A 17,248-nucleotide genomic window follows, 5' to 3' on the forward strand; every position below is an offset into this window, starting at 1 on the left:
TCGGGGATCGAGTGTTTGAGGGCTTTAGCCCGAGTTTTCGATTCCCGCCCGTGACGGGCTGGCTGGCGGGGGAATCTGGCGCTTGCGACAGACGCTTTTGCAGGGACGCCTTGGGATTGTTAAGGGGCCCAAAGGAAATGTACGGCCGAGACAAGCCCCTTAACCCGGCCGCGCGCCCGAACGCGCTGTAACGCCTTTACCTGCGCCAACGGCGCTTTACTTAACAGCAACTCAAAGCAACTTCCGCTGCACCCCCACCACCATCGCCGTCACCAACGCCGCAGCCGCCAGAAACAAATACAAATCCTCGCAGGCAATCAGCTGCGCCTGCCGCTCCACCACCCTTGCCAACTCCGCCAATGCACCGGCATGCGCCTGCTCCTGTGCAAAACCACGCGCTGCGAGGGCATGTTGCATCGTATCCAGCCAGCTCGCGACTTGCAGGTGATCGGGCGTTAGCCTCGCGCTGATTTCCTGCCGCACTGCGAATTGGCGGTTTTGCATCAGCACTGCAGCAATGGCGGTCGAGATCGACCCGGCGATCTGCCGCATCAGGTTCTTGCCTTGGTAGCCGTGGGCAAAGCGTTCATCACCCAATTCGCGGAAAGTCAGCCCCGCCACCGGCATCACCAACAGTACAGAGAAGAACCCCTTGGTGAGCAGCGCCGGCATGAGCGCAGCGGGTGTGGCATCGGGCGGCATGCGGGCGAACAGCCAGGCTGTCAGCGCCATCGCCAATGCGCCGACCAGCATCAAGGGCTTCTTGTTCGGGAAGCATCGGCCGAATTTGACGTAGCCATAGGCCACGCCCAAGCCGATCACGCCGGCAAAGGTATTAAGCCAGCCCACCGTCACCAGCGGCATACCCAGCGCCTGTTCGGCATAGACCGGGAACAGGTAGCTGCTGAAGTTGGAGAGGAAATAGTGCAGGAAATACAACCCCAGCCCGGTCAGATACACGCTGCTATGCAACTCACGCACATGCAGCAGCGGATCGGGATGGCGGTATTGCTGCCACAGAAAACCGGCCAGCAGCGCGCTACCCAGCAGCGCCAGCAAGACCAGCCGGCCGGAGTGGGCGAAGAAGTCGTAGCGTGTTTGCGACAACATCAATTGCAGGCTAACGATGGCGACGGCAAACAGCATCAGCGGCCACGCATCGTATTTGACGGGCGATGAATCGCGCTCGGTCTCCGGCAGCAAGAACCAGCAACCGGCTAGCGCCAACATGGCAGGTGGCACCGCGCCGTAAAACACCCATTCCCAACCGTGCGTTTCCACCAGCGACGCTGCCAGCGCTGGGGCTACGGCAGAGGCACCAAAGATCATCACCATGAAATATTTGAGCGCACGCGGGCGCTCGGCCGACGGGAACATCACGTTGATCAAGATGCGGCTGCTGGTAAACAACGCCCCGCCGCCAACGCCTTGCATGAAACGCGCACCGGTCAACTCGATCAGGTTATGGCTGGCCGCGCTCGCCAACGCACCGACGACGAACAGCGCGAGTGCCCCGCTCAGATAGCGGCGATAGCCAAACCGCTTCGCCAGCCATTGCTGCTTCACGATCATCAGCATGCTGCCGATGGCGTAGGCCGCCTGCACTTGCGCAAACTCACGCGGCGCGGCGTCGATGCCGCCGACGATGTGGCTGGCGGCAAAGACGAACATCAGGTTTTCCAGAAACTCGACCGCCGTGATCAGCCCGAGCAGCGCCATCAACAGGCGTTTCTTTTCGTGGCGGATGCGGGCGGACAGGCGCAGCTTCATTTCGGTTCTGGTTCCTGTTCTGCCCCCAAGGCAGCATTCAAACAGCTCAGCCCGTTCAGCGTGTTCTGCAGGACATCCGCTTCCAGCGCAGACCACGCCTCACGGTAGGCATCGTGCACGACCGGCGTAGCGGCCTTGAGCAAGGCGCTACCGGCAGCGGTCAGGGTCAGATCGAGGCTACGGCGGTCGGTCTGCGACAGCCGGCGCTCGACCAGCCCGCGCTTTTCCAGCCCATCCAGCAAACGCGTGATCTGCGTACGCGTGGCATCGAGCGAGGTGCTCAAGTCGGATGGCGTGATGGCTTCGTCTTCATCGGTGGTGATGATCGCCAGCGCGAGGTAGTGCCGCATTTCCAGCTCGAACGGCGCGAGCGCGGCTTCGATGCGCGCTTGCAGCAAATGCGCGCCGCGAAACATCAGCCGCGAGGCACGGATGACTTCACGCGGTGCGGCCGGGTAATGGGTGAGGTAGCGATCAAGTCGTTGTTCAAAGCGCATGGTTTTCTCGGGTGAATCCGGACGAATTTAATTACATTTGTAACTATATCAATAAAATGACGCGCGTCCAGCGGCATGAATACCGTGCGGAATCGCGCAGTAGAACCATCGTTCCCGGCCGCGAAACGCGTCCGGGCTACATTGGAGCCCCCCGTAGCCCGGACGGCTCTGCCGGCCGGGGATAACGCATGGGAGGACCACGCCATCCGGGCTACGCGATAGCGCAACGGCATACCGCCATGCGCGATTCCCTCACTAGTCGCGCCAAATCGTCGCCCCCTAAGCTCTAGCGTGCTCAAACTCGCCGCCCTGCTCGCTTTCGTTGTCGGTATCTGCCTGCTGCAAACCCAAGCTACCTTGCCCCCGGTCTGGCCTTGGTTGTTGGCCGCAGCTTTTTGCACCGCATTACCGCTGATGCAGCGCTCACGACCGCGCCTACGCTGGCTATTCATCATCGCGGCCTTTGTCCTCGGCTTCGGCTATGCCGATTGGCGCGCCGGTCTGCGCATGGCGGATCGGCTTGATCCGGCGCAGGAAAACATCCCGCTCGACGTCAGCGGCTACATTGCCGACCTGCCGCAACCCACGCGCTTCGGCACCCGTTTCACCTTCGTTCCCGATGCCGGCCAAGGGCTGCCGGAACGCATCCAGACGAACTGGTACGGCAACCGCCGCAGTACCGCGCCAGATGATCGGCCCGCCTTGCATGCCGGCCAACGCTGGCAACTCCAGCTGAAAGCCAAGCAACCGCACGGCAGCCTGAATCCCGGTGGTTTCGATCTGGAAAGCTGGCTGATGCAACAAGGTGTCGGCGCGACGGCCAGCGTGAAAAGCGGCGAACTACTGGCGGGTTTTGCCTGGCAGGCCGGCATATCGCGCATTCGCGAAGCGCTACGGGCACGCATCGTCGCGGCACTGCCGGACGTGCCTTACCGAGGCGTGATCGTGGCGCTGACGGTTGGCGATCAAGGCGGGCTGCCGCCGGAGCAATGGCAGCGTTATGCCAATACCGGCGTCACCCATCTGATCTCGATTTCGGGTCTGCATATCACCTTGCTCGCCGGGCTGATGGCGACGTTGACGCGCTGGCTGTGGCGGCGCTCGCCCCGACTCTGCAGCCGCATCGGCGCACCCCGTGCGGCTTTGACGGCTGGTGTAGTCACGGCGCTGGTCTACAGCACGCTGGCGGGAATGTCTGTGCCCACGCAACGTACGCTCATCATGCTGGCGATTGCCGCTTATGGCATGTGGCGTTTGCGGCCATCCGGGCCGCTCACCGTCTGGCTTTCGGCCTTGGCAGTGGTCGTCGCCTTCGATCCGTTCTCGGTGCTGTCGGTCGGCTTCTGGCTGTCTTTTCTCACTGTTGGCGGGCTGCTGTGGGCCAGCAGCGCCAAGCTCGGCGAGGGGCTGAAATGGCAGGGCTGGATCGCCACGCAATGGGCTGCCACGCTCGCCTCGTTCCCGGTGTTGCTAATCGTATTTCAGCAAGTGCCGCTGGTGTCGCCACTGGCCAATGCGGTGGCGATTCCGGTGGTTAGCCTGCTGGTTACGCCGCTGGCCTTGTTCGGATTGATCGAGCCGTTCGACTTCGCCCTGTATGGCGCGGAGCGGTTGTTTGCACTTACTGACTGGTTCTTGCAGTGGTGCGAGCGGCTGCCGACCGGCCTCGTCGCCCTGCCCGCACCGCCAGCGTGGGCCGGACTACCCGCCGCGCTGGGGGTGCTGTTGTGGCTTGCGCCACGCGGAACGTCCACCCGGTTATTGGGCACGGTATTCCTGCTGCCGCTGGTCGCGTTCAAACCCGTGCAGCCGGCAGACGTGACTTACCGGGCGACAGTACTCGACGTCGGTCAGGGTTTATCGGTGTTGGTGCAAACCGGGCACCACGCGCTGCTCTATGACACCGGCACGCCCTCCGCCGGCCAGCGCAATATCCTGCCGGCGTTACGTGCGCTCGGTGTGAAGCAACTCGATGCAGTAGTTGTCTCGCACAACGACAACGATCACAGCGGTGGCGCGGTCGACGTGCTGAAGGGCGTGCCATCGACGCAATTGCTGAGCACGCTGCCGGACGATCATCCGGCGCGGCAGTTAGGCGTGGCGCATGTGGATTGCGAAGCGGGGCAAAGCTGGCAGCGCGATGGCGTCAATTTCGACGTCCTTTGGCCACCGGCTGATCTGGAAGGCGACGACAATGCCCACAGCTGTGTGTTGCAGGTTTCCGCCCCCGATCGACCACCGCTCTTGCTCACCGGTGACATCGGCAAGCGGGAGGAAGCCGCCTTGGCCGACACCGGGACTATCCTGCCGCATGGCATTCTCGTCGCGCCGCATCACGGCAGCGCCAGCTCTTCATCGCCGGCGTTGCTAGGTGCGGCAGAACCGAAGTGGGTCGTGTTTTCTGCTGGCTATCTCAACCATTACCGCCATCCAAACCGCTCCGTGCTGAATCGCTATGCGGCGGCCGGAGCAGAAGGACTGCGTACCGATCATGACGGCGCAATATCCTTCTCGGTCGGTGATACAGTTGCGATCACCACTGAACGCAACAAGCGCCGCCGTTACTGGTTGGCCGCACCTCCCGTCACGGACTCGCCATGACCATCACCCTCACCGCGCTCTACCGTTATCCGGTCAAATCCACGCGTGCCCATTCCTTGGTGCACACCCAGGTCACCCCGCTCGGCCTACCCGACGATCGCGCCTGGATGGTGGCCGATGCCACCGGCCGCTTCATCACCGGGCGGGAATTGCCGCACTTCGTCAGAGTGGTCGCCACGCCGACCGCAACCGGCCTGATCCTCAGCGCTGCCGGCTTCGAGACCATCGAAGTCGCCTGCAGTGCCTTCACCACGCCGCAGCCGGTGCAAGTCTGGCGCGACCATTTCGAAGCCTGGATCGGCGCGACCGACGCCGATGCCTGGCTCTCCGCCGTGCTCGGCCAGCCGGTGCAACTGGTCTACACCGGCGACACGCAACGTCGCGTGAAACACCACCCGGACGTACCTCTCTCATTCGCCGATGGCTATCCGATCCTGCTGGCGGGCGAAGCATCGCGGCAGCAGTTATCCGGTTGGGTGGGGCGGGATATGGAGATGGCCCGCTTCCGGCCGAATCTGGTCGTCAGTGGCGCAGATGCCTTTGCCGAAGACGGCTGGAAGCGCATCCGCATCGGCGACGTGACCTTCCGCATCGTCAAACCCTGCGCACGTTGCGTGTTCACCACCGTTGACCCGGAAACCGGCGAAAAATCCGCCGATCAGGAACCGATGCGCGCACTCGCGAAACATCGCAAAGGGGACGGCGGTGTGATGTTCGGGCAGAACGTGATCGCAGAGAATGCAGGGCAAATTGCGGTGGGAATGCCGGTCGAGATTCTGGAATTGGCTTAAGCACCCGCCATATTAAAAAAATCAACAGGAATTGAAATGCCTCATCTCACGCTCGAATACACCCACAACCTGACAACACTCGATACCCAGCAAGCGCTAATGGCACTGAATCAAACCATCATGGCCTCGGGCCAGTTTGAAGAAATCGATATCAAAAGCCGGGCCATTCCCATCGATACCTATCTGGTCGGCACATCGGCCGAGGCGCGCGCCTTCATCCATATCAAACTCGCTCTGCTGACCGGCCGCACGCCCCAAGTGAAACGCGAATTATCAGAAAGCCTGCTGCAGACCTTGAAGCAGCTCAGTAAGGCCCCTGCCGGATTGCATACCCAGCTTTGCGTCGAAATACTGGACATTGACCGTGATTCATATACAAAACATGTGATTGCCTGAGCGGCCTGCATTCAGTCGGGTTGCACGGGCGCAATTGAAAATAAAACCCAAGGAGCAGCCCCTGCATGAACCTCGTTGCCAATGTCCTGACCGCTATCGTCGCCCTGCTCCACATCTATTTCCTCGTGCTGGAAATGTTCCTGTGGGATAAGCCGCTCGGCCTGAAGACCTTCCGACTCACACCTGAATTCGCCGCCGCATCCAAAACGCTCGCCGCCAATCAGGGCTTGTATAACGGCTTTCTGGCGGCAGGGTTGATCTGGGGGCTATCGCTCGGCGGCGCGGGCCTGTCGGTCAAACTCTTCTTTCTGGGCTGCGTCGTAGTGGCCGGCGTATTTGGCGCGGTAACGGTGGGCAAGAAGATTCTGTTTGTGCAGGCGCTGCCGGCAGTCGTGGCGACGGTCTTTGTGCTGCTGGTCTGATCGCTCTGGCGAACGGGGCGGGATACATCCCGCCCATCGCTACCCAGCAACTGACGGTATTCAAAGCGGCAGCACGGATAGCTCGAATGGCCCGGTTACACTGGTCACTCCTTGCGGCGTGAAGCACGCCAGGGCATCCGTCTGCAACAGTGTCGCGGTGATATTCAACGTCTGCTGATCAAACTTCCCGGACACGATCTTGAGCGTGCTGACCGTGACCAGATCCCCGGTAATGGTTCGGGTGGTCAGCGCGCTGACAAAATTGGCCATGCTCGTCGTGCCATCGTTCCAGCTGACCGTGCCATAGCCGCCCGCAACCGCGTTCGGCAACAGCTGGCAACCCAAAGTGCCCTGCCCTTCGAAATGCCACTTTGCCGCCAGTCCTGCCGGAAGGCCAACACACGGCCCAACAATGGCATCCCCTTTGACCGTGATCAGCTGCGGCGTGTTGGTGAATCCGGGTGAGTAGGTCAGCATGCCCGTGCCTTCGCAGGTCAGAACCGCCGCTTGTGCCAATCCGGGCAGTACACATAACAGGCCGGATAGAACAAAGAACACACGAACCAACAGATGCTGTGAATAAGCTTTCATGACTTCATCCTCGAAAATGACGCACCAGAAAACGAAAGCAAGGCCCGTTCATGACGAACGCCCGAATATATTACATCCACAGAAATAAAAAATACGTACAAAAATGAATAATAATTAATTCTGGAGTCATCATTATTTGGCTGGCATTGCTGTTCACGTCCCCATCGCAACCCGAATCAAATCACCGTCATGCGCACTGATTTCCAGCAGCCCGAAGCGGAAGGCATAACCCCAGTTCCGCTTGCCACGGGTGAAATCCAGTTGTTCCAGCATCGGGCGGATGGCGACCTCCTGCGATGGCCAATAGTCGATATCACGCCGGTGCGGACAAAAGCCGCCGCCCATATCGAAGGGGTAAACGTCGCCCTCTTTCACCCGGCCGATGGAAACGAAGCGCTGGCAGGCATCGCGACCACCGAAGATTTCCGTCGGTGCGTAGTAGATCACCACGTCACCCGGCTTGATGCGCCGCAATGGCGCGGCCTTGCCGTGGCAGGTCTGCATGAAACCCAGCGCCCGCCCGCGCCGCGCATGTTCAGCGCTGGCGACGGCAATCCAGTAACGAATCGGCGCGTTCATGATTGGCGAGCCACGAATGCAGCAAATTGATGGATTTCCTCCACCGCGCCGGCCGCCATTTTGCGCACCAGCAAGCGGTTCCACAGCCAGGCCAGCGGGCCGAAGACCTCGAACGTCTCGCGCACTAGCGTGCCACTGTCGGCCGGCAGAAATTCGGAGCGAGTCCGGAATTGCGCCAACGGCAGGCGGGCGATATCGACAAAAGTATGTGGGGCAACGAGCGCCTCGATGCGCATCGCCACCTTCGGGCCGCCACGTGGCTTGAGCCAGAATGCCGCGCCGGCTTGCAGCGGGACATCGATGCCGATGGCTTCCAGCTCGGCATCCCATTGGGGCCAGTCGGCAATGCGGCTCTTGGCAGCGAACAGCTGAGCGGAGGCAACGGCGACGGTGGTTTCGACTTGATGGCGATACATGGTGGCTTCCTCATCGGGGTGGAGATGAAGCCAGCATACGACGCACCAGTGTCAAATTCTGTCAGCAGTGTGCATTGGCAGAACTTGCGGGTTTATGTAGGAGCGAGCTTGCTCGCGATGACGCTGGCGAATGAAACGTTGCCATCGCGAGCAAGCTCGCTCCTACAGGCGGCTTCAAACCTGGAGACGCCGTCCGGGCGATGGGAAGATCATTCATCGCGAAAAACTGTTTATTGCGGTTCCGGCACGCCTTCCTGCGCTCGCCACAGCCGCAACAAAGTGCGACGGCGTTGTGGCATGGTCTCCGCCAACACGGTGAGCCGGGCAATCCGATCCGTGCGGAAATGGCGAAAATCCTGCCGCAACTCGCACCAAGCCACCAGCACGCGCACCTTTTCGAAGAACGACAACGCAATCGGCCAGACCGTGCGCTCGCTGGCTTTGCCGCTGGCGTCGGCATAGGCAATGTGTAGTTTGTGTTCGCTGCGTATCGCGGCACGCAGCGCCGCCAGATCGACGCCGCCACCGATCTCCTTCGGCCCGGCAATCAGGCCGGTGATTTCGATCCGGTCGCGTAAATCGGCCGGCAACACGGCGGCGATCTTGGCGAGTGCATTGGCGGCGGCGTGCGCCAATTGGGCATCGCCATCCCGCGTGACCATCCTGGCCCCGAGCACGATGGCTTCGATTTCCTCGTCCCCGAACATCAGCGGTGGCAGCATGAAACCGGGGCGCAATACGTAGCCGATGCCCGCCTCGCCGGCAATCGGCGCGCCCTGGGCAATCAAGGTCTGGATATCGCGATAGAGGGTGCGTAGCGATACGCCCAGCGCTTCCGCCAACGCAGCGCCAGATACCGGCCGCCGATGCAGGCGCAGGCATTGGATCAATTCAAGCAGGCGGGCAGAGCGAGACATGGTCGGCGCGTGGGTTGGGGCACCACAGTATTGCAGCATGGCTGGCGGTTGGCGATGCTATTGGCATCCACTCCCGGAGCACCACCATGCCCTTCCCTGCTCACGCCCCGCTGCGCCATATCGTGTTGTTCGCCTTTCAACCGACCGCCAGCGCAGACCAGATCGCCGCCGTCATCACCGCCTTCACCCAACTGCCACTGCAGATTGCTGACATCCTGCATTTCGAGCTTGGCGAGAACATCAGCCCGGAAGCGCTGAACGACGGCTACACCCACGCCTTCACCTTGAGTTTTGCCTCCGCCGAAGCCTGCAATCGCTACATCGCCCATCCGGCGCATCAAGCGTTTGTGGCGCTGGCCCAGCCGTTTTTGACGAAGGCGTTGGTGTTTGATTACTTGGTGGGGTAAAGCGCAATCAAGGCATGCTGTCCTGGAGTACCTCCTTGGTATCTGGCAAGCAGACGATCGTTTGATCGTCACAAGAAACAACACGCGCCAGCCATTTCTTGCAAATGTCATAGGCACCTCTTAGTGTGTGAAGCCAGCTTAATGCTGACTCCTTGTAAACATTCCAAGAAAGGCCCCGAATGAAAATCGCCCAATTTTTGTGCTGCCTGGCAAGCGCTCTACTGCTGGCTGCCTGTGCCACCCCCACCAAAATGGGGTTTAACCAGAAAACAGAAAAACTCGATGTATCGCAAGAATCGATCTATCTGCTTTCGGTTGATATGAAGAATGAATACAAGCCGGATTACCAGCCAACGCCATGGATTCTGCACATGGAAAAAAATGGTGGAACGACTGTTGCCGACAAACTCAATTACATCGCGGATAGCGAAGGTGCCTATACCAAAGATGGTGCCAATGGCTACCTCTATCGCTTCTCGCTCAAACCTGGGAAATACAAGCTCGTTGCCGACTCCGGGAAGTACCATAGCCTGCTGCTGTTTGGTCACTTTTTGATGCCGTTGCATGAAGAAATCGAAGTGAAACCAGGCCAGATCGTTTACTTGGGCCATGTGTCCGGAACGATCCGCCTGCGCAAGGACAAGGAATTCCGCGCCGGAGCCGTGATCCCGCTGATCGATCAAGCGGTAGTTGGTGCTGCCGAGGGCACTTACGATGTCACCATCAACGACCAATATGATGCAGACATCGCCAAGTTCACCGAGCAATTCCCGGTACTGAAAAACGCAGTGGTCACCAAACAGATCCTGTCGCCGTTCAATCGCGAATACGCGCAACAGTGGTGGGAACAGCACTAAAGCAGGCCAGCGGCATTTCGCTCATGAAAACGCCCGGCGGCATCGTCGGGCGTTTTTACATCTGCCAATCGAGCGGGATACTGGCGTAATACCCATCCCGCCACTTGCATCTCTCCGCCATGAGCACGCTTCCACCCTTCGTCACGCCAGTTATCGAACTCACCACTGCTCGCCTGCGACTACGCCAATGGCGCGAATCCGATCGTGAGCCGTTCGCGGCATTGAACGCAGCCCCATGCGTGATGGAGCACTTCCCTGCACCACTCACCCGCGCCCAAAGCGATGCCTTGGCCGATCGCATCGAAACGGGCATCGCTGAACACGGCTGGGGGTTGTGGGCAGTGGAGGTACTGGCCAGCGGTGAATTCATCGGCTTCGTCGGTTTGGGTATCCCGAGTGCAGAGCTACCTTGCTCGCCGTGTGTGGAGATCGGTTGGCGACTGGCCGCAGCGCATTGGGGCCGGGGTTATGCCACCGAGGCAGCACTCGCCGCGTTGCGCGTGGCATTTGAAACATTGCGGCTGGATGAGGTGGTGTCGTTCACTGCGTTGCCGAACCAACGCTCGCAGGCGGTAATGGCGCGACTGGGGATGCGACGTGATGCAGCAACGTTCGAGCATCCCGCCGTGGCCGAAGGCAGTCCGTTGCGGACACATTGTTTGTATCGGCTCAACCGGGCGCGGTGGGCGAATCACGCCTCGTAGGGCGAGTTAGTGGTCGGCGTGCGACGTTGACGTCGCTCAGCGACAGTGCGTCACCCGGCGCATTTAAGGCTCGGCGTGACATTGTCCGGCGGGTTACGGCGCAAAGCGTCTAACCCGCCCTAAGCCTGATCAATCCAGCCGCCGCAGAAACACCCGCATCTCCTTCAGCGCCTGAATATCGCCACGCGCTTCCGCCACTGCAATACCAGCCGAGTACGCCTCGCGTGCGCCCTCTTTGTCGCCACGCTCGGCCAAGGCTTTGCCCAGCAATTTCCACGCCGCGGAATAGTTGCCATCGTGTGCTACGGCAGCGCGCAGATGCGGCACCGCCTCCGCCGCCTTGCCATCGGCCAGCAATGCTTGGCCCAAACCGAAGCGCAATAACGCGTTGTCCTGCCCCTTGGCGAGCATGGCGAGGAAGGCGGCGATTTGGCGGTCATGCATGGCGTTTCTCTCAATGATCCTGTGCAAGATTCAAAACAGATCACGCTGACTGGCAGGTTTTCAAGCCAACATGCGCAATCCCCGACCGGCGCGACGCCGTGCAGGACCGCAGTCGGGTAAAATCCGTCCCCATGTCTGCCCCCTCCTCCGCCCTGCATTATCTCGAGCACGTTTTCGGTTACCACGCCTTCCGCGGCGAACAAGCGGCGATTGTCGAACAGGTCGCCAATGGCGGCGATGCGCTGGTACTGATGCCCACCGGCGGCGGCAAATCCTTGTGCTACCAGATTCCATCCTTGATGCGCGACGGCTGCGGTGTGGTCGTCTCGCCGCTGATCGCGTTGATGCAGGATCAGGTCGATGCGCTCAAGGAATTGGGCGTGGCGGCTGCGTTCTTGAATTCCACGCTCACCAACGACGAAGCGCGTGAGGTGGAGCAGGCTTTCGTGTCTGGCGAGCTGCAGATGATTTACGTGGCGCCGGAACGCTTGGTCACGCCGCGTTTCGTGCAGCTGCTGCAATGCGCCAAGGTCGCGCTGTTCGCCATCGACGAGGCACATTGCGTGTCGCAATGGGGGCACGATTTCCGGCCGGAATACCTGCAGTTGTCGCTGCTGGCCGAGATGTTCCCCGGCATTCCACGCATCGCCCTCACCGCCACGGCCGACCACGCCACGCGGGAAGAGATGGTGCAGCGGCTACGGCTGGAGGATGCGCGCCAGTTCGTCTCCTCGTTCGACCGACCCAATCTGCGTTACACCATCGTCGAAAAGAAAAGCGGCCGCGAGCAGTTGCTGCAATTCATCCGCCGCCTGCATGAGGGCGATTCCGGCATCGTCTATTGCCTGTCACGCAAGAAGGTCGAAGACACGGCGGCGTGGCTGCGCGAGAAAGAGATCAAGGCGCTGCCTTATCACGCCGGGCTGGATGCCAGTACCCGCGCCAAGCATCAACAGATTTTCATCCGCGACGAAGGCGTAGTGATGGTGGCGACCATCGCCTTCGGCATGGGCATCGACAAGCCAGACGTGCGCTTTGTCGCCCACCTCGACTTGCCCAAGAGCATCGAAAACTACTATCAGGAAACCGGCCGCGGCGGCCGGGACGGCTTGCCAGCCAATGCCTGGCTGACTTACGGCCTGAACGACGTGATGCTGCTGTCCGGCATGATCGAAAGCTCGGGTTCGTCGGAGCAACAGAAGCTGGTGGAGCGCCGCAAGCTCGAAGCAATGCTCGGGCTGGTAGAGGCCACCGATTGCCGCCGGCAAACGCTGCTGGGTTACTTCGGCGAAGAAAGCCAACCGTGCGGCAACTGCGATAACTGCCTGAATCCGCCGCAACTGATCGACCAGAGCGAAGCTGCCCGCATGGCACTCTCTTGCGCCTTCCGCACCGGCAACCGCTTCGGCGTCGGCCATTTGGTCGACGTGCTGCAAGGCAGGCTCACCGACAAAGTGAAGCAGCACGGTCACGACAAGGTGACCACCTTCGGCATCGGCAAGACCGTGGATGAGCCGACCTGGCGGGCGGTATTCCGCCAACTGGTCGCCCGCGGCGCATTGCGCATGAGCCCGGACGGCCACGGCGGCCTGGCCCTCACCGATGCGGCCCGCCCCATCCTGCGCAGCGAAACCCCGCTCTTCCTGCGCGCCCGCACCGAAAAATTCAGCTACAAGGCCAAGGAAACCGGTTTCGACAACCCGGCCGACGAAGCGCTGTGGCAATCACTGCGCAAACTGCGCAAGACCTTGGCCGATGAGCAGAACGTGCCGGCTTACGTGATCTTTGGTGATGCGACCTTGCGTGAAATGGTGCGGTTGCGACCAGCGGATGAGTACGAGTTCTCGCGGATTTCCGGGGTGGGGGATCGCAAACTGGAGAAATATGGGTCGGAGTTTTTGGCGGCGATTGCGACAATATAAAGGCCACCAATGCCACAAGCACTTCAACAGCTTTTCGAACAATACCGCGATGCGTTCAACCGCCTCGACGGCGAAGCCATTGCGCGCTTCTACGCGGTACCATCCGGCATTGCGCAGGATGGGATTTACACGCATTGGGCGGACTTCGAAGCCATCCGCAGTAATATGGTTGGCCTGTGCAATCTCTATCGCGACAACGGCTACGTCACTGCGCATTTCGAGCATTCCACTTTTCTACCGCAAGGCCCGAATCATGCCGTTGTGAGCTTGAGCTGGCATATCGATCGGTCGCAAGACCAGGAACCGTGGCGCTTTCAAACCAGCTATAACTTGCTGCGCACCGAGTCCGGCTGGCGAATTCTGCTTTGTACTGCGTATGAAGAGCAGCGGCTGGATTGCTGATAGGCTGATCAGCGCATTTTGTGCCGGCATTAAAAAAGGGAGCTCGAAAGCTCCCTTTTCTTATTTACGGTGATGTTTCCTGACCTTGGCGCTCACATGCTTCTTGGCTGGCGCTCGATGGATCAGTTTGCCTTTGCTGGCGGGCTTGGTTGCGACTGCCTTCGCGTGGCGCTTGCCGGGCTTGGCATGTGTAGCAACGCGTTTACCTCCCCACTTGCCATGATGCTTGCGTGCAACGGCACGATGGCCGGCATGCTTGCCGTGACGAGTCACACCGGGGCGCGGTGAAGCGGCGTGGTGAGTGGTGGCATGGCCACGTGCTGCTTGTGTTGCGGAGGAAGGATCGTCGAACGGCAGTGGCGCATCTTCCGCATAGGCAAAGTGCAGCGCGAGGCCGAGCAACAGGGCGAGACATTTTTTCATCAGGTGATTCCTAAATCGCTACTACCGAGCGAATTTCAAAAAGCGTACGCCGTGCGCACGCGGTTATATGTATCGATTGTTATCGATGATTTTTATTGATCAACTACGCGACCAAGCAGCGCATCCGCCAAGGCATTCAGTGCGGCAGGCCGGTTGGCATAGGCAGCCAGTCGGCCGCATGCCTCGGGCGCCAAGGTCAAGTCGTAGGGCAAACGCCCCGCTACCAACCAGAGGCGGTTTTGCGGCAAGCGCGTGATCAACTCGCGTTGGGCTGGCTGCAAGACCGCGTTGTAGCTCACCAGCACGATCTGCGAATGGGTGACGGCTTGTTGCAAAGCGGCGTCGATTTCAACAGCGGATGGCGCAAGCGGCAAGGCGATTTCTGCCACTTCCAGCCCGGCCGCGACGAGCGGCTGCGCGAGGGATTCGCGTCGTTGCGCGATCTTGCCGTTCGCCACTTCGTCGATCTCGGTGCGGGTGCGTACTTCCAGCGTAATGACCAGCACTGGCTGAGTCGGGTCGAGCGGTACGAAGCGATCAACGCGCTGCACAGCTTTGCCGTGGACATGTGCGGATAAATCCAGCGCGGCCGGCGTGCGTAGCAACGGGGTTGGATCGATTGGCAAGCTACGCCAATCGGGGAGCTTGGCTTTGAGGGCAAGGATGCGAGCCACGGCGGTATCGACGGTGGCTTCGTCAATCTCGCCGTTAATGACACTCGCCTGCAGCGCGTCCAGAAACCCATGCTGACGCTCTGGCGTATGCGAAATCAGCAGCACATCCGCGCCGGCCTGCAGCGAACGCAATGCGCCAGCGACCGTGCCCGGCCCTTTGGCGATGGCGTCCATTTCCAGACAATCGGTAAACACCACGCCACCGAAACCCAGCTCATCGCGCAGCAGGCCAGTCAGCACGGCGCGGGACATCGTCGCCGGGGTATCCGGATCAGGCTCGACCGCCGGGAAGGCCACATGCGCGGACATCACTGCATCCACACCCGCTGCAATCGCGGCGCGGAATGGCGCAAGCTCGACCGTATCCAGCCGAGCGCGATCATGCGGTACACGCGGCAGGCCAAGGTGGGAATCGGTATCGGTATCGCCGTGGCCGGGGAAATGCTTGGCGGTCGCCAACATCCCAGCCGCGTGGATACCGGCCAGCGCCGCGCCGGCGTAGTCGCAAACGGTGGCAACGTCCTCGCCAAAGGCGCGCACGCCAATCACCGGGTTGTTGCGGTTGTTGTTGACGTCGAACGAGGGCGCGAAATTGATGTTGATGCCAAGCGCGGCCAGCTCGGTGTTGGCAATGCGCGTGAGCTCGCGGCAGTCGTCAACGGAGCCCGCGGCTTGAAAGGCCAGCGGCGACGGCAATGGCGTCATGCCGTCTTCGATGCGCATCACCATGCCGCCTTCCTGATCGATGCCGATCAGCAGTGGCACGTCACTGACTTCCGCATTGATTTCCTGCAGCAGTCGGCACAAGCGCGCGACTTGCGTCGGAGATTCGACATTGCGGCGGAACAGGATCACGCCACCGAGGTGACGTTCGCGAATCAGTTTTTCGATGTGCTCGTTCGGCTCGAACCCGGCAAAACCGGCCATCAACAACTGGCCGGTTTTTTGTACGAGCGTCAACGGTGGAATCACGCCGCCAGCCGACGCAGCACTTCGTCGCGGCCGATCAGCGCCAGTACGGCATCCACCGACGGCGTGTTGGTGATACCGCAGACCTTGGCGCGCAACGGCATGCCGACTTGCGGCATCTTCACGCCCTGCTGCTTGACGAAGTCCTTGATGAACTGGCTCAACGTCGGCACATCCCAGGCTTCCAGCTTGGCAGCGCCTTCGGCAAAGAAGCCGAGCCGTGCTTCGTCGTCCGGCGTGAGGTGCTTTTCGGCCACGTCTGCAGTCGGGTCAAGCGGGCGGTAGAAATATTCGGCCTGATCGGCCATTTCCACCAAGGTCTGGCAACGGTCTTTGAGCAGCGTGCAGACATCGGCAAGGTGCGGGCCGCTATCGGTAGCAACGCCCTTATCGGCGAGGAAACTGGCGACGCGCAGCGCCAAACGTCCCGGGTCGGCCGCCTTGATGTGCTGGGCGTTCAGCCACAGCAGCTTTTCGCGGTCGAAGCGGCTGGAAGATGGCGATACATCCTTGAGGTCGAACCATTCGACGAACTGCTCGAGCGTGAAGAATTCGTCGTCACCGTGGCCCCAGCCAAGACGCGCCAGATAGTTGAGCAGCCCTTCCGGCAAATAGCCTTGCTTGTCGTAATCGACCACGGACACCGCATCGCGGCGCTTGCTCATCTTCTGGCCTTGATCGTTGAGGATCATCGGCAAGTGGGCAAACACCGGCACGGTCGCGCCCATTGCTTCGTAAATGTGGATCTGGCGCGGGGTATTGTTGACGTGATCGTCGCCACGAATCACATGGCTGATCTGCATATCCACGTCGTCAACGACGACGCAGAAGTTATAGGTGGGGGTGCCGTCCGGGCGGGCGATGATCAGGTCGTCCAGTTCGACGTTGCCGATCTCGATACGGCCCTTCACCTGGTCATCCCACGCCACCACGCCATCGATCGGTGTACGGAAACGCACCACCGGCTTGATGTCGGCCGGAATCGCCGGCAGTGTCTTGCCCTGCTCCGGCCGCCAGCGACGGTCATAACGCGGTTTTTCGCCACGTGCTTCGGCATCAGCACGCATCTGGTCGAGTTCTTCGCGGCTGGTGTAGCACAGGTAGGCATGGCCAGATGCCAGCATCTGCTGGATCACTTCCTTGTACCGATCCATGCGTTGCATCTGGTAGAACGGGCCTTCGTCATAGTCGAGGCCGACCCAGTGCATGCCATCCAGAATCGCCGCAACCGATTCGGGTGTGCTGCGTTCCAGGTCGGTGTCTTCGATCCGCAGCACGAATACGCCGCCATGCTTGCGGGCATAAGCCCACGAAAACAGCGCCGTGCGAACGCCACCGATATGGAGAAGGCCGGTCGGGCTGGGCGCAAAACGGGTACGAACGGGGGTACGGATGGCAGTCATGACGATCCAGAAACAAGCAAAACGGCGATTTTACGGGAAGCGCCGGGCGCTGGGCAGTTGCGA

At 60.7% G+C, this 17,248-nt stretch carries 19 protein-coding genes; 9 read left to right on the plus strand and 10 right to left on the minus strand.

The features are described from left to right. Positions 1 to 231 precede the first annotated feature (231 nt). Both BR41_RS10585 and BR41_RS10590 read right to left on the minus strand, forming a co-directional pair. Complete coding sequence (locus BR41_RS10585; protein ID WP_035056086.1) at positions 232 to 1,770, minus strand: MFS transporter; 1,539 nt, start codon at positions 1,768 to 1,770, stop codon at positions 232 to 234. Next, entirely contained in the window at positions 1,767 to 2,267 is a 501-nt protein-coding gene (locus tag BR41_RS10590; protein ID WP_051710686.1) for a MarR family winged helix-turn-helix transcriptional regulator, read from the minus strand. The genes BR41_RS10585 and BR41_RS10590 overlap by 4 nt, the downstream gene beginning before the upstream one ends. 291 nt (positions 2,268 to 2,558) lie before the next feature. On the opposite strand from BR41_RS10590, the gene BR41_RS10595 reads away from it, so the two are divergent. The 4 genes from BR41_RS10595 (at position 2,559) to BR41_RS10610 (ending at position 6,477) form a co-directional block, all read left to right on the plus strand. Then, positions 2,559 to 4,868 (plus strand): DNA internalization-related competence protein ComEC/Rec2, encoded by a 2,310-nt coding sequence (locus tag BR41_RS10595; RefSeq protein WP_035056088.1) that lies wholly within the window; start codon positions 2,559 to 2,561, stop codon positions 4,866 to 4,868. Beyond that, the gene (locus BR41_RS10600) at positions 4,865 to 5,659 is read left to right on the plus strand and encodes an MOSC domain-containing protein (RefSeq protein WP_035056089.1); all 795 of its coding nucleotides are present in this window, start codon (positions 4,865 to 4,867) and stop codon (positions 5,657 to 5,659) included. Before BR41_RS10595 ends, BR41_RS10600 begins: the two co-directional genes overlap by 4 nt. Before the next feature lie 36 nt (positions 5,660 to 5,695). Continuing rightward, complete coding sequence (locus tag BR41_RS10605; protein ID WP_035056091.1) at positions 5,696 to 6,055, plus strand: 5-carboxymethyl-2-hydroxymuconate Delta-isomerase; 360 nt, start codon at positions 5,696 to 5,698, stop codon at positions 6,053 to 6,055. A gap of 65 nt (positions 6,056 to 6,120) precedes the next feature. Beyond that, on the plus strand, positions 6,121 to 6,477 hold the full coding sequence (locus tag BR41_RS10610) for a DUF1304 domain-containing protein (RefSeq protein WP_035056093.1): 357 nt from the start codon (positions 6,121 to 6,123) through the stop codon (positions 6,475 to 6,477). Between the two features lie 60 nt (positions 6,478 to 6,537). On the opposite strand, the gene BR41_RS22895 is transcribed toward BR41_RS10610, so the two are convergent. The 4 genes from BR41_RS22895 to BR41_RS10630 form a co-directional block, all read right to left on the minus strand. Then, the gene (locus tag BR41_RS22895; RefSeq protein ID WP_051710689.1) at positions 6,538 to 7,068 is read right to left on the minus strand and encodes a hypothetical protein; all 531 of its coding nucleotides are present in this window, start codon (positions 7,066 to 7,068) and stop codon (positions 6,538 to 6,540) included. Between the two features lie 153 nt (positions 7,069 to 7,221). Then, on the minus strand, positions 7,222 to 7,647 hold the full coding sequence (locus tag BR41_RS10620; RefSeq protein WP_035056095.1) for an EVE domain-containing protein: 426 nt from the start codon (positions 7,645 to 7,647) through the stop codon (positions 7,222 to 7,224). Further along, complete coding sequence (locus BR41_RS10625) at positions 7,644 to 8,063, minus strand: SRPBCC family protein (protein ID WP_035056097.1); 420 nt, start codon at positions 8,061 to 8,063, stop codon at positions 7,644 to 7,646. Before BR41_RS10625 ends, BR41_RS10620 begins: the two co-directional genes overlap by 4 nt. Before the next feature lie 230 nt (positions 8,064 to 8,293). Then, positions 8,294 to 8,980 carry a helix-turn-helix transcriptional regulator gene (locus BR41_RS10630; protein ID WP_035056100.1) on the minus strand — a complete coding sequence of 229 codons (687 nt, stop codon included), beginning with the start codon at positions 8,978 to 8,980 and terminating at the stop codon, positions 8,294 to 8,296. An 86-nt stretch (positions 8,981 to 9,066) separates the two neighbouring features. Between BR41_RS10630 and BR41_RS10635 the strand changes: the two genes are divergently transcribed. From BR41_RS10635 to BR41_RS10645, 3 genes are all read left to right on the plus strand, one after another. Continuing rightward, positions 9,067 to 9,387, plus strand: a complete 321-nt coding sequence (locus tag BR41_RS10635; protein ID WP_035056531.1) for a Dabb family protein — start codon at positions 9,067 to 9,069, stop codon at positions 9,385 to 9,387. 179 nt (positions 9,388 to 9,566) lie between these two features. After that, the gene (locus BR41_RS10640) at positions 9,567 to 10,244 is read left to right on the plus strand and encodes a hypothetical protein (RefSeq protein ID WP_051710693.1); all 678 of its coding nucleotides are present in this window, start codon (positions 9,567 to 9,569) and stop codon (positions 10,242 to 10,244) included. Between the two features lie 119 nt (positions 10,245 to 10,363). Then, positions 10,364 to 10,948, plus strand: a complete 585-nt coding sequence (locus BR41_RS10645) for a GNAT family N-acetyltransferase (protein WP_035056102.1) — start codon at positions 10,364 to 10,366, stop codon at positions 10,946 to 10,948. Positions 10,949 to 11,077: 129 nt separating this feature from the next. On the opposite strand, the gene BR41_RS10650 is transcribed toward BR41_RS10645, so the two are convergent. Beyond that, positions 11,078 to 11,392, minus strand: a complete 315-nt coding sequence (locus BR41_RS10650; RefSeq protein ID WP_035056105.1) for a tetratricopeptide repeat protein — start codon at positions 11,390 to 11,392, stop codon at positions 11,078 to 11,080. A gap of 131 nt (positions 11,393 to 11,523) precedes the next feature. Here BR41_RS10650 and recQ point away from each other — a divergent pair, with 131 nt between their 5' ends. Then, a complete protein-coding gene (gene recQ, locus BR41_RS10655; RefSeq protein WP_051710695.1) occupies positions 11,524 to 13,314 on the plus strand; it encodes a DNA helicase RecQ in 1,791 nt (596 codons plus the stop codon). 9 nt (positions 13,315 to 13,323) lie between these two features. Continuing rightward, on the plus strand, positions 13,324 to 13,716 hold the full coding sequence (locus tag BR41_RS10660; protein ID WP_035056110.1) for a nuclear transport factor 2 family protein: 393 nt from the start codon (positions 13,324 to 13,326) through the stop codon (positions 13,714 to 13,716). 60 nt (positions 13,717 to 13,776) lie between these two features. Here the strand turns inward: BR41_RS10660 and BR41_RS10665 are convergent, their stop codons facing one another. The 3 genes from BR41_RS10665 to gltX all read right to left on the minus strand — a co-directional run bounded on the left by BR41_RS10665 (position 13,777) and on the right by gltX (position 17,185). Then, complete coding sequence (locus BR41_RS10665; RefSeq protein WP_035056113.1) at positions 13,777 to 14,139, minus strand: hypothetical protein; 363 nt, start codon at positions 14,137 to 14,139, stop codon at positions 13,777 to 13,779. 92 nt (positions 14,140 to 14,231) lie between these two features. Continuing rightward, on the minus strand, positions 14,232 to 15,773 hold the full coding sequence (gene nagZ / locus BR41_RS10670) for a beta-N-acetylhexosaminidase (protein ID WP_245615851.1): 1,542 nt from the start codon (positions 15,771 to 15,773) through the stop codon (positions 14,232 to 14,234). 8 nt (positions 15,774 to 15,781) lie between these two features. Then, positions 15,782 to 17,185: a glutamate--tRNA ligase gene (gene gltX / locus BR41_RS10675; RefSeq protein WP_035056116.1), complete on the minus strand. Its 1,404-nt coding sequence runs from the start codon at positions 17,183 to 17,185 to the stop codon at positions 15,782 to 15,784. Between the last annotated feature and the right edge of the window lie 63 nt (positions 17,186 to 17,248).

This window comes from Andreprevotia chitinilytica DSM 18519 (assembly GCF_000711875.1).
GTDB classification, from domain to species: Bacteria; Pseudomonadota; Gammaproteobacteria; order Burkholderiales; family Chitinibacteraceae; genus Andreprevotia; species Andreprevotia chitinilytica.